The organism is Mesorhizobium sp. WSM4821 (genome assembly GCF_055901555.1).
Genome location: NZ_CM148371.1, coordinates 2,711,992 through 2,726,257, shown reverse-complemented (window position 1 = coordinate 2,726,257; position 14,266 = coordinate 2,711,992). Strand labels below are relative to the sequence as shown.

Here is a 14,266-nt window from a genome sequence, read left to right as displayed (position 1 = left end):
CAAACGCTTATCCGGCGTACATTGAACCCATCTCAGGCGGCTACCGATCGCCAGGCCGAAAGGCAAAGCGAAACGGCGGATTTCCTGAGGCCCGTACGGCCCCAAGCGAAAGCAGGCTTGCCTGTTTTGAGGAGGGACGCCGAGACCTACGGGGCCGCGGAAAGCGTGCGAACGCCAACGGCGGACCGATGCTGCCATGAAGGACGGCAAAAACCTTCGATGGCGCGCTGGACGAAGCTCGCAAGGGTGGAGACTGGCGTGGTCCCGAACGGACGCTGCCCTTGGGCGGTGGCTGGCAGGACCGTCAACATCAAGGCCGGCAAGGCGCGACGTCTTTACGGAAGTTGCTGCCGCAACCGTGTCCTGATCTGACAGGGAGGCGCTGGGAGAAATCCCGGCGCCGACTGTCGTTTCGGTCGTGTGTCGTTTCGGTCATGTATCCACGACCTGGCATCCTCCACAATTTTTACGGTCTTCCGGTTGGGGCTGCAACTGGCAGCAAAATCAGCTAACGTTTAGCGTCACTTGGAGGGGGAAACTTCATGACGTTGAGCCAGAAGCTTGCCATTGCGTACGCCTTGCTGTTCTTCGGCGTTGTCGCCATCGGCTACATCCCGGCATTCAACGACCCCGGCGGCAATCTGTTCGGCCTGTTCTCGCTGCAATGGTACGACGATCTTCTGCACGCCTTCTCCGGCGTCTGGGCGCTGGCCGCCGCCTTCATCTCGCACCGCCAGGCAGTGTACTATTTCAAGCTGTTCGGCTCAGTCTATCTGTTCGACGGCGTGCTCGGCCTGATCACCGGTTCCGGTTGCCTCGACGGCGGCATCTTCATCAACGGCTTCCGCTCTCTTGACGATATCGAATTCCCCGCCCGTTTCTTCGCCAACCTGCCGCACCTCGTGATCGGCGGCCTCGCCGTCTATTTCGGCTTCCGGCTGTCGGAGCGCGTGCACGACCATTTTGCCGCGGCCTGACCGGCCATGTTCGTGTTCCGCCTGGTAAGGCGCATCGTCAAGGCGATCCTCTGGCTGGTCGTCATCGTCGTGCTCATCCCGATCGCCGGGCTGGCCTATGGCTTCCTGACCACGCCGACGGCGGACACGGCACCGCCGCCGGGTATCGCCGACGGCGCCCCGCCGGCGAAGCTGGCCGACAAGGTGCGCGCCGAGATTCCCGGCTACCAGCGGCCGGAGGAATCGACCTGGCTCACCTATCCGGAATGGGCGATCGTCTACGCCGCCCGCGACTATGCCGGTTTCATCGACAGGAACCAGCCGAGCGGCTTCCCTTACTGGTCGTATGTCGGCCGCTACTGGCAGGACTATGCGATGGTCATGCGCGCCACCGACTACGAATTCAACCTCGCCAACCACCAGATGCTGACGGTCATCGGCATCAGCCATACCATCGAGCACGCCCTCCAATGGGCCTATGAGAACACGGTCGGCCGCATCACCGAGGCGACATCGGGCAGGCGCGCCGCCGTCGACATCTATCAGGCCAAGGTGGCGGCCGAATATGCCGGCTTTCTCGACCAGGTGCCGTGGTATGAGTTTCCCTATGCCGAAAAGCGCGCCGGCCTGTTTGCCGTCCAGCCGGCACTGGGTGACGGCGCCGTCCGCACCAGCGAGCGCAAGCTCGCCTTCGGCCTCGCCGATACGATCAAGCAGGGCTATGCCGACCTGATCACGTCGGCGCTGACCGCCGCGTCCGACCCGGCCTTGCTCGACATCCATGTCTGGGCCAAGGGCCCCGTCGGCGAAGCGACGCGCAGCGAGCCGGACACCTTGCTCGAGCGCGACTACGGCGACGACGGCACGATCTTCGTCACCAGGCGCTACCAGGTGTTCACCGACATGATCCCGCGCCTGATCGACAAGGGCGTCTCCTTCGTCGAGATCGGCGGCAATGACGAGATCATGGTCACCATGCTCTCCAATGACGAGATCGCCGTTCCCGACGGCGCCGGCGCCCTGTTCAGCTATGAAATCCCGGCAGAGCCAGCCACGCGCCGCACGGGGCTAACCGTCGCCGTGCGCAAGCTTCACACCGTGCTGCCGGCGCTGATGAAGGCAGGCGCCAAGTTGGAGCACGTCTACGACTATTGAGGTTTTTCGGCCACAGCCGGTGCTCCCGAAACATTCCGTAACGCTTCGCCACCCTCATTCCGCAATCGCGGCCAAATCCCGCCTTGATCCACGGCGATTGAAGACGTTCCAGCGCCGGGCATCTTTTTTCGGGCGCGAAGAACGCTGTAGCTCGAAGGGACAAGACCGTGATCAAGACCGCCCTTGTCGCCATGACCATCGTCGGCTGCGACTGCGATGCCAGGCTTTGCGAATATATCGGCGAGACGCCGGCCAGGTGGTCGACCATCGCCGATTGCGAAGCGGCGATGAAAAGCCAGATGCTGCATGAGCGCAACTTCAACTACCCGCTGGTCTCCGGCATTTGCCGCACCACGCAAACGCAGTCGTCGCAGCTTGCCGCGACCGATCCTGAATTGACGACGGCGATGCGGACCGCGACCGGCCCGCTTCCCTCGGAATTGAGCCGTCGGCCCAGCATTGCCGTCGGATCGCAGGTTACAGCGATGGAAACAGAAACTGCCCGGCCCGTCGCCTATGAAGCTGCGATCGACGGCCCGGTGCTCTATCGCACGCAGAACGGTTACGCCGTGGTCAAGACCGACCTCGGCCGCGCCGCATCCGTGACTGCTGACGCGGCAAAACGCTCCATGAACTGGTTGGCCGGCCTGATGCCGACGGGACTGTAGGCCCTCGGTCGGTCTCGAAGGTTGAATGCCTGACGATAGGGTGAACGAATTGGTGAAACATAGCACTCTACGGCGCCCCCCTCTGTCCTGCCGGACATCTCCCCCACAGGTGGGGAGATCGAATGTCGCGACCGCTTTCGCCAATTTTCAACGTTGCAAGACGAGAGGCGGCGAGCAAGCTGCCAATCTCCCTCCTTGTGGGGAGATGTCCGGCAGGACAGAGGGGGCGCCGTAGAAGTCCTTTCCTGACGTCTACGCCATCCCGCTCAGCGTCTTGATCGCACGGTAGAAGGTCGACGAGAACAGCTCGGCCGGATCGTACTGCCGTTTCTTCGCCAGGAAGGCCGGCAGTGCCGGATAGGAAGCCAGCAGCTCCTTGCCGGTGTAATGCAACTGGTAGGGGCAGGAAGAACCGCCCGCCATGCCTGGTCGTCACGTCGATCAGAGCCCTGGTCAGGTCGCGCATCCTGGCATTGCCGTCGGCATCAGTGTGCTGGTTGATGTGGAGCACCAGCGAATAAGCTGGTTCCGGCGCATAATTCAGCGCCACGTCTTCCTTGTGGACGATACGCACCGAGGCGTTGAGCACCGGTAATGACTGGTTGCGCAGGATCTCCCGGGCCTCCGCGATGAACGGCGCGTAGGCTGCGCGTGGGATGAAATACTCGTGCAATATGTCCGTTTCGTCCACGAGCGGAGCGGACATTTGGGTCCGTGAGCACCGGAAGCGCAGAAAATCGCCGTTTGCAGGCCGGCCTCACCTGAATATCAACACACCTTAGCCCGCCTCGCCTCTCGCCCCGATCTTGCGCACCAGCGCCGCCGTCGCCAGCATCGCGCCGATATCCGATATCATTGGCGCTACATGCGTCTGGTAGTCGAGCGGCACCGAGATATCGGGCAGCTCGAAGAAATTCTTCGGCTGCGGCAAGAGCAGAAAACCGTCGCTACCGTTGAGCGCGACGCGCGCCGGTTCGTCGGGCCATGTTTCGCCGAGCCATTTCAGCGCCTGCGCCAGCCGGCCGCTCACCAGCGGCTGGGCTGCCTGCGCATTGTCGGTGCGGAATTCGTAGGCGGCATCGAGTTCCGGCACGCCGCATGACAGTTCCTGCATCTTGCCGGCGAAGATGCCGCGGAAAAAGCCGACGACCGCATTTGTCCGGCGCGTCGCCACCAATATGCCTGGAAACGGCACGATGGTCTCGAAGGCGACGACGACGCCCTTGAATGCTGTCGCCTCGCTCTTGCCCGAGCCCTGCCGCAGATCGGCTTCGTAAAGCTCGAACGGAAATCCTTCGTAGCGGCCGGACACGATGTCGTCGAAGCGCTCGCTGTTGAACGTGCCGACCGTCTCGCGCGGCAGCCGGTCGAAAGAATTCGGCGTCACGTCATGCTCATAGCGCATATCCCTGATGAAACCGAAGACGATCGGCAGCAAGGTCTTGCGGTACGATTGCTGCAACGTGCTCGCCGGCTTGACCGCCTGGAAATAGAGCAGGATCGCCGCCACGAACCCGACGACATAGAGCAACACATGCGGCGTCGAGAACCATTGCTCGTTGGGATCGGCGACCGTGTTGAAGAGCCAGGCGACCAGCGCCACGAACACCAGCACCAGGCCGACGAACAGCGGCACCCGCCAGCGGACTTGCCGGTAGGCCGAGGCCCTCCTGGCCTCGTAGGCCTCGAGATTTCTCTTGATGCCGGCGACGTCAGCTTCATCAGGCATGAAATCCACTGCTTCCATCGCCACCCCCCACACGCCTTAACAAGCTCATGATAGCTGGTTTTGTCCGATATCTCGACTACAGCATCGAGAGGCAGCACTTCTCAAGCAGATGTTTGCGCCCCCCCTCATCCGCCTGCCGGCACCTTCTCCCCGTATAGCGACGGGGAGAAGGGGGGGGGGAACGCGAACTCGGCGCTTATTCTGCAACGCTGACAATTGGCGAAATCATCAGCGAAAGCGTCTTCTCCCCGTCACTATACGGGGAGAAATGCCCGGCAGGACAATGAGGGGCGGCGCCATACTTGTGCGACAGGCAACGTGCAGCTAGCCCCCACTTACGGCGCTACAGGAAGATCGCCTTCAACCGATCCTCGACCTTGCTGCGCATCCGACCCTCTAGCGCCTCGACAGGAACCAGCCGCTCATGCCCGCTCGCGCGCAGCCGCATGAAGGCATGCAGCCGGTATGCGACGATGGTGCCGCGCATGCCGGCGTCGGCGCTGACATCGACGGTCAGGATGCTGCCGATGCGGCCGGGCCACGGCTGGCGCGAAAAGGCCGTGCCGAGGAAATCGCCGAGCCCATAGGCGACGAGCGCCTTGCCGATCCGTTCCGCCGGCTGCACGACATGGGCATGATGGCCGGCGATCAGCCCAACGCCATGCTCGACCAGCCGCCGCGCCAGCGCCCGCGTCTCGCCGCGCGGAAAATGCCGGAACTCCCAGTCCCAATGCGGCACTGCACAGATGAGGTCGACACCGTCGGCGGCACCGCGCGGCCATTGAGCCGGGTCGCCCTGCATCGACACGCGGCCCGCGAACGCAGCCGCGTCGGCATTGCGCCACAGCGTAAAGGCGGCAAAGCCCATTGTCAGCGGCCCGACCGCAAGGCGTTCGACCGGACCGGCGGCGGCGGTGCCGATGCTGCGGATGCCGAGCCGTCTCAGCGCCGCAACGGTCTCGTCGAAACCCTCGACGCCCTGGTCGAGCACATGGTTGTTGGCGAGCGACAAAACCAGTTTCCCATGCGCGATGCCGAAGGCCGCCAGCGCTTCGGCGAGAAACCGTTCGGCCATGGCATGATGGGTGCCGAGCTTCGTGCCCATCGCCGCGCTCGGTCGCTCCACCACCGGGCTTTCGCAATTACCGACCACCAGGTCGGCGGAGGCGAGCAGCGCCTTGATCGCCGGATCGCACTCCGGCGCTTCGCGATTGGCCACCGCGGAGATATCGCCGACAAAGGCCAGTCGCACCGCGCTGGCCGGCGGCGGATCCATCATCGCCACGGCCGCCGGCGCAAAGCCTTGTTGATCGCCCCCGAGCGAAGGCTTCAGGAAGCGTGGCAGCCACGACAATTTGTAGGAGAGCGGATAGTTCGACACGCGCGACCTGTACCGGAATGAGCAGCCAAGGTAGACGATGTGCCTGTATCAGCGAAGCGCCTCTGTCGGGAATAATCGGCGACCGTGCCGGTATTTGTCCCACCGCAAGAAGGTGAGGGGCAGCGCCAACCTGTAGCGATTGCCCTGCAGCTGTGGGGTAGTTCAACTTGACAGGTGACGGCAGCTATGCTAGGAATTTATTCATGGTGCTGATTTGCGCCAACGACCCGCCGCCGAGGCGGGTTTTTCATTTCAGGCTTCGGCGCCATGCTCATGGCAGGGCCCAAATACCCCACGGGCGCCATGCGGAAATGCATGTATGATCGGCGTGGAACACTGGAGAAGGACCAAGATGAAGCAATTTTCGAGCCTGCTGGCATTCGCCATCATTCTGCTGCTGCCGGTTGCTTCCGCCGGTGCCGCGGCCCCCGAACCGGCCGCCCTATTCGAGGCAAAAACCGTAGCGGACCGCGACACCACGCTTACCGCGCTGGAGGCCGCCGCGCCCGGTGATGCCGTGGCAACCTATGCCGCCGGCGCCGGTGAGTTCTTCACCGCGCTGGAGATCCTGGCCGGCGGCCTTCACCGCCATGGCTTCGAAAGCCCGCAATCCCTGGTGCTGCCGCTGATGCGGCTGCCGGTGCCGGACAATCCCAATCCCCAACCGCTGACCTATGACGGCTTCCGCGCCATTCTGGTCGCCTTCCGCGACCGGCTGGAGAAATCCGCCGCCACGCTTGGGTCCGTGCCCGCCGATGCCGATATCGGCGTGGAGGTCGACCTCACCCGGCTCGGCATCGATCTCAACGAGGACGGCCAGATCGCGCCGGACGAAAGTGCGGCCGCGATCATGGCCACTCTGTCGCGCGGCGGCGGTGCGCCAGACGCGGCCGCACCCGCCCTCACCTTCCGCTTCGACCGCGCCGATGGCTACTGGCTGCAGGGCTATGCGGAATTCCTGATGGCGCAGGCGGATTTCTGGCTGGCGCATGATTTCAGGAACGCCTTCGACGGCTCGTTCCACATGCTGTTCCCGCGCGCCAAGCTGCCGCTGCAGGATACCCTCGTTCCGCCGGACGGCGGCATGGGCGGCGGCATGTTGTCGTCCGAATGGCGCATCGCCGATTTCATCTCGCTGGTACATCTGGTCAACTGGCCTGTGGTCGAGCCGGAGCGCCGGCAGGCGGCGCGGCGCCATCTCATGGAAATGATCCGGCTGTCCCGCGAGGACTGGAAGGCGATCCGCGCCGAGACCGACAACGACCGTGAATGGCTGCCCGGCCCCCAGCAGAATGGCGCCAGCCCGCTCACCGGCCTCGAAGTCGGCGAGGAGCAGGTCCAGGCCTGGCTTGCCGCGCTCGATATGGCCGAGGATCTGCTCGAAGGCCGCACCTTGCTGCCGCATTTTCGCATCGTCGACAAAGGCATCAACATGAAGCGCTTCTTCGACGAACCAAAACCCTTCGACCTGGTGCTGTCGATCACCGGCCCGGCCATCGCGCCCTATCTCGAGAGCGGAAAGATCCTCACCGGCGAGGAGTTCGGCCAGATCCAGCGCCAGTTCGGCGGCGCCGGGTTTTTGACCTTTGCGCTGTGGTTCAACTGAGGGTGTGTTTCGACATTGCTCCTGACACCCTTGTGTCAGCAGCCTGGTTTCGTCTCGCGCGCCTCGCCACTCCGCTCTTTCCATTTTGGCCGATACCTCCCATATTCGGGGCATGGCCAAACCTTCTGATAAAAACACGCCGCCTCCGGCGCGTGACGATCGCGCTTCGCCGCCCAAGCGGCGCAGCCCGCTGACCGATTTCCTCGACGCGTCCGAGCCGCTGCACAAGGGCGGCTTTGCCGAGGCGCCGCAGGCCGAATTGTCCGGTAGGCCGCTAACCGGCTCGATCGCCGACTGGGCCGAGCAGATCGAGCGGGAGGCCGAGAAGGAAGGGCGCCAAATCTCCCCCCTCGAGGGGGAGATGTCGCCGAAGGCGACAGAGGGGGTCGTCTCAGAAGGCACCGCCAGAACGCCGAGCCCGCAGGCACCGATCCCACCCGGCGGCTCCGCCGCCACCCTCCCCTCAAGGGGGAGGGAAGCCGCCAAGTCGAAAAAGATTCCCGAACGCTCTTCATCCCCTGGCCGCACGGCACGCGGGACCTCGATGGGCGGCGCGGCATCCGCACGGGAGCGCACCGCGGCCGGCCTCAATCCGGTTGCCGGCCTCGACATCTCTCTCGAAGACGCCGAGACCATGACCTCCAGCGGCGTCACCGCCACTGTGGCCGCGCTGTCGGCACTGATCGAATCCGGCAACCCGCTGCACAAGGACGGCGTTTTATGGACGCCGCACCGCCCGGCCCGGCCGGAAAAATCCGAAGGCGGCATCGCCATCAAGATGGTGTCGGATTTCGAGCCGGCCGGCGATCAGCCGACGGCGATCAAGGACCTTGTCGAGGGCGTCAACGACAACGACCGCACCCAGGTGCTGCTCGGCGTCACCGGCTCGGGAAAGACCTTCACCATGGCCAAGGTGATCGAGGAGACGCAGCGCCCCGCTTTGATCCTCGCCCCCAACAAGACGCTGGCCGCGCAGCTCTATTCCGAGTTCAAGAAGTTCTTCCCGGAAAACGCCGTCGAGTATTTCGTCTCCTACTACGACTACTACCAGCCGGAAGCCTATGTGCCCCGGACGGATACGTTCATCGAGAAGGAATCCTCGATCAACGAGCAGATCGACCGCATGCGCCACTCGGCGACGCGCTCGCTCCTGGAGCGCGACGACGTCATCATCGTCGCCTCGGTGTCCTGCATCTACGGTATCGGCTCGGTCGAGACCTATACGGCGATGACCTTCCAGATGCAGATCGGCGACCAGCTCGACCAGCGCGCGCTGCTCGCCGACCTCGTCGCCCAGCAATACAAGCGGCAGGACGTCAATTTCGTCCGCGGCTCGTTCCGCGTGCGCGGCGACACGATCGAGATCTTTCCGGCCCACCTCGAGGATCGCGCCTGGCGCATCTCGCTGTTCGGCGACGAGATCGAGGCGATCACCGAGTTCGACCCGCTCACCGGCCAGAAGACCGGCGAGCTGAAGAGCGTCAAGATCTACGCCAATTCGCACTATGTCACGCCGCGTCCGACCCTGAACCAGGCCATCAAGTCGATCAAGGAAGAGCTCAAGCATCGGCTGCAGGAGCTCGAACGGGCCGGCCGCCTGCTCGAGGCGCAGCGGCTGGAGCAGCGCACCCGCTTCGACCTGGAGATGCTGGAAGCGACCGGATCCTGCGCCGGCATCGAGAACTATTCGCGCTATCTGACCGGCCGCCAGCCAGGCGATCCGCCGCCGACCCTGTTCGAATACATCCCCGACAACGCGCTGGTCTTCGTCGACGAAAGCCATGTCACCGTGCCGCAGATCGGCGGCATGTATCGCGGCGACTTCCGTCGCAAGGCGACGCTGGCCGAGTACGGTTTCCGCTTGCCCTCCTGCATGGACAACCGGCCACTGCGCTTCGAGGAATGGGACGCCATGCGCCCGCTGTCCATCGCGGTTTCGGCGACGCCCGGCGGCTGGGAGATGGAGCAGTCGGGCGGCGTCTTCGCCGAGCAGGTCATCCGCCCGACCGGCCTGATCGATCCGCCGGTCGAGGTGCGTCCGGCCAAGACACAGGTTGACGATGTCGTCGGCGAGATCCGCGAAACCACCAAGGCCGGCTACCGCACGCTGGTCACCGTGCTGACCAAGCGCATGGCCGAGGACCTAACCGAATATCTGCACGAGCAAGGCATCCGCGTCCGCTACATGCACTCCGACATCGACACGCTGGAGCGCATCGAGATACTGCGCGACCTGCGCCTCGGTGCCTTCGACGTGCTGGTCGGCATCAATCTACTGCGCGAAGGCCTCGACATCCCCGAATGCGGTTTCGTCGCCATCCTCGATGCCGACAAGGAGGGCTTCCTGCGCTCGGAAACCTCGCTGATCCAGACGATCGGTCGCGCCGCCAGAAACGTCGACGGCAAGGTCATTCTCTATGCCGACCAGGTCACCGGCTCGATGGAGCGGGCGATGGCCGAAACCAACCGCCGTCGCGAGAAGCAGATGGAGTGGAACGCGGCCAACGGCATCACCCCGGAATCGGTCAAGTCGCGCATCTCCGACATTCTGGACTCGGTCTACGAGAAGGATCATGTCCGCGCCGACATCTCGCAGTTCACCGACAGCGCCGGCGCGATGATGGGCAACAATCTGAAAGCCCATCTCGACGCGATGGACAAGCAGATGCGCGACGCCGCCGCCAACCTCGATTTCGAGAAGGCGGCCCGCATCCGCGACGAAATCAAGCGGCTGCGCGAGATGGAACTGTCGATCTCCGACGATCCGCTGGCCAAATATGCCGACATGGAAAGCCCGGTCTCGGGCCGTGAAAAGGGCAAGCACAACAAGGGCCGCGCGGTGCACCGGACGGTCGACGACGACGGCAGGGGTCTCTTCCGCAAGCCGCATCTCGACGAAATGGGCGCCGACGGCGCCGTGCCTGTCAAGAAGCCGCTATTCGCAAAACCTTCGCTCGACGCCATGGGCCCAGTCACCGACATGCCGACGCCCGCCGGTGCTGTGTCCCGCTCGCTGTTCAAGAAACAGACGGCTGAGGAGGCGCACGGCTCCGATTTCGGCATTCCCGGAGAGCCGACCAAACCGCTGTTCAAGAAGAACTCGCTCGACGAGATGACGGTGCGGCGGACCGAGAAGCCTGTCGAGGGAAAAGTGCCGGCCAAGCCGCAGCCAATCTCTCCCCGTGTGGGGGAGATGCCGAGTGGTGGCAAGGAGGGCAGGGCAGAGGGGCGCGCGAAGGAACGCGACGATTCCGCCAAACCCATCGTCCGCCAGCGCGCCGGAATCGGCTCTTACGAGGATCCGGGCGACACCCGCCGCGAAAGGCGCCGGCCGGGAAAGACTGGTCGACCCGGGCGCTAGCGATCCCTCACGCCCCCTCTGTCCTGCCGAACATCTCCCCACCGAGGAAGGCCAATCGCATATGGCGCTCCCCCTCTCCGTCTCGGCTTCGCCGAGCCACCTTGTCCCCCACTCCATGGGGGCGAGGAACCCAAGCTTTTCAAGGCCGCGATCTCGGCGGTTGGCGTTTTCTCGCCCCCTTGGAATGGGGGAGAGGTGGCCGCGCAGCGGCCGGAGTGGGGGCTGGCGCAGCCATATGCGATGCCCTGCCCGCAAGTGGTGATCGGCAGCTTCAGCGCTCCGCTCACTCCCCGCGCCCCCTTGCCATCTGCCCCTGCCCTGGTGTAGCCAGTTGCCACACTCAAACGTCTTGAAAGGAGGGCTGCGTGTTTATCGACCACCACCGTCAGCGCGGCCCTGTCGCTGCCCTGCGAGCTTGCTTGCAGGGCTGACCAGGGACGGTCCGGGTTTTCCCGCTTCGATTTTTTGGTCTGCCCTTCGTGGTGCCGCAACGCCGAGCCTGATGGCCTGGCTGCGCACCGTCAAAGTGCATCGAACCGGAGTTTTCCTCCGGGCAGACCAGAGAAATCCAAATGTCCTTGATCAGCCTCAAATCCCTCGGCGTGACCATGAGTGCGCCGCTCTTTTCCAATCTTGACCTCACCATAGGCAGCGGCGACCGGCTCGGCATCGTTGCCGCCAACGGCCGCGGCAAGTCGACCTTGCTCAAATGCCTGACCGGCGAGATGGAACCGACATCAGGCGACATCACCCGCACGCGCGGCCTGCGCGTCGGCCATGTCGAGCAGTCCGTTCCGCCTGCCCTCCTCGACCGTACCTTTCACCAGGTGGTGGCGGACGCCTTGCCGGCCGAGCAGGTCGAGAGCGAGCAATGGCGCGTCGACGTGGTGCTCGACTCCCTTGACGTGCTCGAACCGATGCGCGAGCGGCCGATGCGTGCCCTGAGCGGCGGCTGGCAAAGGCTGGCGCTGATCGCCCGCGTCTGGGTCCCCGATCCGGACGTGCTGCTGCTCGACGAGCCGACCAACCATCTCGATCTCGCCAAAATCAGCCAGCTTGAGACCTGGCTGAACACACTGCCGCGCGAGGTGCCGGTGGTGATCGCCAGCCACGATCGCGCCTTCCTCGATGCCACCACCAACCGCACGCTGTTCCTGCGCCCCGAGCAATCGCCGGTGTTCTCGCTGGCCTATTCGCGCGCGCGCGATGCCTTGAGCGAAATCGATGCCTCGACCGAGCGAAAGTTCCGGCGCGACATGAAGGTGGCGCAGCAATTGCGCCGGCAGGCAGCCAAGCTCAACAATATCGGCATCAATTCTGGCAGCGACCTCCTGACGGTCAAGACCAAGCAGCTCAACCAGCGCGCCGAGCGACTGGAGGATGCGGCGGCACCAGCGCATCGCGAGAAATCTGCAGGCGCGATAAGGCTCGCCAATCGCGGCACCCATGCCAAGGTGCTGATCACGCTCGACGACGTGGCTGTCGAAACGCCTGACGGCACGCAGCTGTTCAGGACTGGCAAGCGCCACATCTGCCAAGGCGACCGCATCGTGCTGCTTGGCCGCAACGGCGTCGGCAAGTCGCGCTTCGTCACCCTGATCAGGAACGCCATCGTCGCGCCGGAGATGGCAGCGCAAGGCGTGAAGGTGACGCCGTCGACGGTGCTCGGCTACAGCGACCAGGCGTTGTCGGGCATCAGCGGCGACGACACGCCGCTGGCGATGGTCTCGCGCAGATTCGATGTCGGCGAGCAGCGCGCCCGTTCACTGCTGGCCGGTGCTGGCGTCAGCATCGATATGCAGGAGCGCAGGATCGGCGTGCTGTCGGGCGGGCAGAAGGCGCGTCTGATGATGCTGGCGCTCAGGCTCGCCAACCCCAACTTCTACCTGCTCGACGAGCCGACCAACCATCTCGACATCGACGGCCAGGAAGCGCTGGAAACGGAACTGCTCGCCCATGAGGCAAGCTGCGTGCTCGCCTCGCATGACCGCTCCTTCATCAGGGCGATCGGCAACCGCTTCTGGCTGATCGAAAAGCGGCGGCTGACCGAGATCGACAGTCCGGAAGACTTCTTCCGGGAGGTCGCCGAGATGGGCGGTTGAAGCTTTGCGGCAAAAAATTCCGCCAACCTGTCGGATCAAGGCAGCGCGCCACGTCCTTGGGTTGCCGACACGGTGATGCCGGCGCCAATCGAGGAGAGAGCATCATGTCTATTCTGTCATCCGTAGGTCGCATGGCGATCCGTTACTCGGCGGCTCGCGCCCGTTACCGCAGCGAGCGCGCCCTCCTTTCATTGCCGATCGAATTGCGCAAGGACATCGGCTGGCCGGAAATCGTCGTCGACGCGCAAAACAGCCCACGGATTGCAGTCTCCTTGTCCGAGGCAAGATAACGGCCCGGCGCATCCGGTCCTGGCATTAAAAAAACGCGTCGACGGTGTAGGATCGCCGCCGCCTCACTCGTCCTGTGAATGGCCGAAACGGCAAAACTGGTATCAAGGAGGAACCAGAGATGAACGATCAGCCCCAACCCCAGCCTGCCGCGAAAGTCCTCGGCGGATTGACGCCCTATCTTCAGCTGGACGGTGCCTTCAAGGCTTCCCAGTTCTATCAGAAGGCCTTCGGCGCTGAGCAGGTCTTCTTCTACCCGCCGGACGAGAAGGGCCGCACGATGCACATCCATCTTCACATCAACGGTTCGACCTTGATGATTTCCGACTTCTATCCCGAGCACGGAATGGCCGCGGTGAAGCCTCAGGGCTTCACAATGCAGTTGCATCTCGGCAGCGACGATATCGACGCCTGGTGGAAGCGGGCCGTCGACGCCGGTTGCAAGATCGGCACGCCGTTGCAGGTGATGTTCTGGGGCGACCGCTGGGGTCAGCTGACCGACCCATTCGGTGTGGAGTGGGCAATGAACGCGCCGGTGAAGGCGGCGTAGCGCCTTCTTTCCTTGTCCCACAAGGGAAGGAAGAAAAACCCTATTCAAGGAGGAGACCCACAATGTCCTATGTCGATGGGTTCGTGCTTGCCGTACCCAAGGCAAACCTCGATGCCTACAAGGAGATGGCGCAACTGGGCGGCACCGTCTGGAAGGAGCATGGCGCCCTCGCCTATGTCGAATGCATCGGCGACGACGTGCCCTATGGCGAGGTTACCTCGTTCCCGCGCGCCGTGCAGGCCAAGGAAGACGAGGTCGTCATCTTCTCATGGGTCGTCTACGAATCGCGGCAGAGCCGCGACGCGGTGATGGCCAAGGTGATGGCCGATCCGCGCCTGAACGGAGACCAATCGGCGATGCCCTTCGACGGCAAGCGCATGATCTTCGGCGGTTTTCAGCCCTTCATGGAGCTGTAGCACCACCCCAGGGTAGGTCGAGATTGAGATTAGGCCGAGTCGAGAATGGTGGTT

Annotated in this window: 12 protein-coding genes; 9 read left to right on the top strand and 3 right to left on the bottom strand. The window is 63.9% G+C overall.

The features are described 5' to 3' along the window. Positions 1-542: 542 nt before the first annotated feature. The 3 genes from AC0NID_RS13130 (at position 543) to AC0NID_RS13120 (ending at position 2,779) form a co-directional block, all read left to right on the top strand. A complete protein-coding gene (locus tag AC0NID_RS13130) occupies positions 543-977 on the top strand; it encodes a hypothetical protein (protein WP_473455920.1) in 435 nt (144 codons plus the stop codon). A 6-nt stretch (positions 978-983) separates the two neighbouring features. Then, positions 984-2,111, top strand: a complete 1,128-nt coding sequence (locus tag AC0NID_RS13125; RefSeq protein WP_473455921.1) for a hypothetical protein — start codon at positions 984-986, stop codon at positions 2,109-2,111. 167 nt (positions 2,112-2,278) lie between these two features. After that, the gene (locus AC0NID_RS13120; RefSeq protein ID WP_473455923.1) at positions 2,279-2,779 is read left to right on the top strand and encodes a hypothetical protein; all 501 of its coding nucleotides are present in this window, start codon (positions 2,279-2,281) and stop codon (positions 2,777-2,779) included. Positions 2,780-3,031: 252 nt separating this feature from the next. Here AC0NID_RS13120 and AC0NID_RS13115 read toward each other — a convergent pair whose 3' ends face one another. From AC0NID_RS13115 to AC0NID_RS13105, 3 genes are all read right to left on the bottom strand, one after another. Then, a complete protein-coding gene (locus AC0NID_RS13115; RefSeq protein ID WP_473455924.1) occupies positions 3,032-3,202 on the bottom strand; it encodes a hypothetical protein in 171 nt (56 codons plus the stop codon). Positions 3,203-3,557: 355 nt separating this feature from the next. Continuing rightward, positions 3,558-4,526 (bottom strand): hypothetical protein, encoded by a 969-nt coding sequence (locus tag AC0NID_RS13110; RefSeq protein ID WP_473455926.1) that lies wholly within the window; start codon positions 4,524-4,526, stop codon positions 3,558-3,560. 325 nt (positions 4,527-4,851) lie between these two features. Beyond that, positions 4,852-5,889, bottom strand: coding sequence for a CapA family protein (locus AC0NID_RS13105; RefSeq protein WP_473455927.1), 1,038 nt, complete (start codon positions 5,887-5,889; stop codon positions 4,852-4,854). A 352-nt stretch (positions 5,890-6,241) separates the two neighbouring features. On the opposite strand from AC0NID_RS13105, the gene AC0NID_RS13100 reads away from it, so the two are divergent. The 6 genes from AC0NID_RS13100 to AC0NID_RS13075 all read left to right on the top strand — a co-directional run bounded on the left by AC0NID_RS13100 (position 6,242) and on the right by AC0NID_RS13075 (position 14,212). After that, positions 6,242-7,495: a hypothetical protein gene (locus AC0NID_RS13100; protein ID WP_473455929.1), complete on the top strand. Its 1,254-nt coding sequence runs from the start codon at positions 6,242-6,244 to the stop codon at positions 7,493-7,495. Positions 7,496-7,607: 112 nt separating this feature from the next. Then, positions 7,608-10,856, top strand: a complete 3,249-nt coding sequence (gene uvrB, locus AC0NID_RS13095) for an excinuclease ABC subunit UvrB (RefSeq protein ID WP_473455931.1) — start codon at positions 7,608-7,610, stop codon at positions 10,854-10,856. Positions 10,857-11,428: 572 nt separating this feature from the next. Further along, positions 11,429-12,958, top strand: coding sequence for an ABC-F family ATP-binding cassette domain-containing protein (locus AC0NID_RS13090; protein WP_473455932.1), 1,530 nt, complete (start codon positions 11,429-11,431; stop codon positions 12,956-12,958). Between the two features lie 104 nt (positions 12,959-13,062). Further along, positions 13,063-13,248, top strand: coding sequence for a hypothetical protein (locus AC0NID_RS13085; protein WP_473455933.1), 186 nt, complete (start codon positions 13,063-13,065; stop codon positions 13,246-13,248). 119 nt (positions 13,249-13,367) lie between these two features. Next, entirely contained in the window at positions 13,368-13,796 is a 429-nt protein-coding gene (locus tag AC0NID_RS13080) for a VOC family protein (RefSeq protein WP_473455934.1), read from the top strand. Between the two features lie 62 nt (positions 13,797-13,858). Beyond that, a complete protein-coding gene (locus AC0NID_RS13075) occupies positions 13,859-14,212 on the top strand; it encodes a DUF1428 domain-containing protein (protein WP_473455935.1) in 354 nt (117 codons plus the stop codon). The last annotated feature ends 54 nt before the right edge of the window (positions 14,213-14,266 follow it).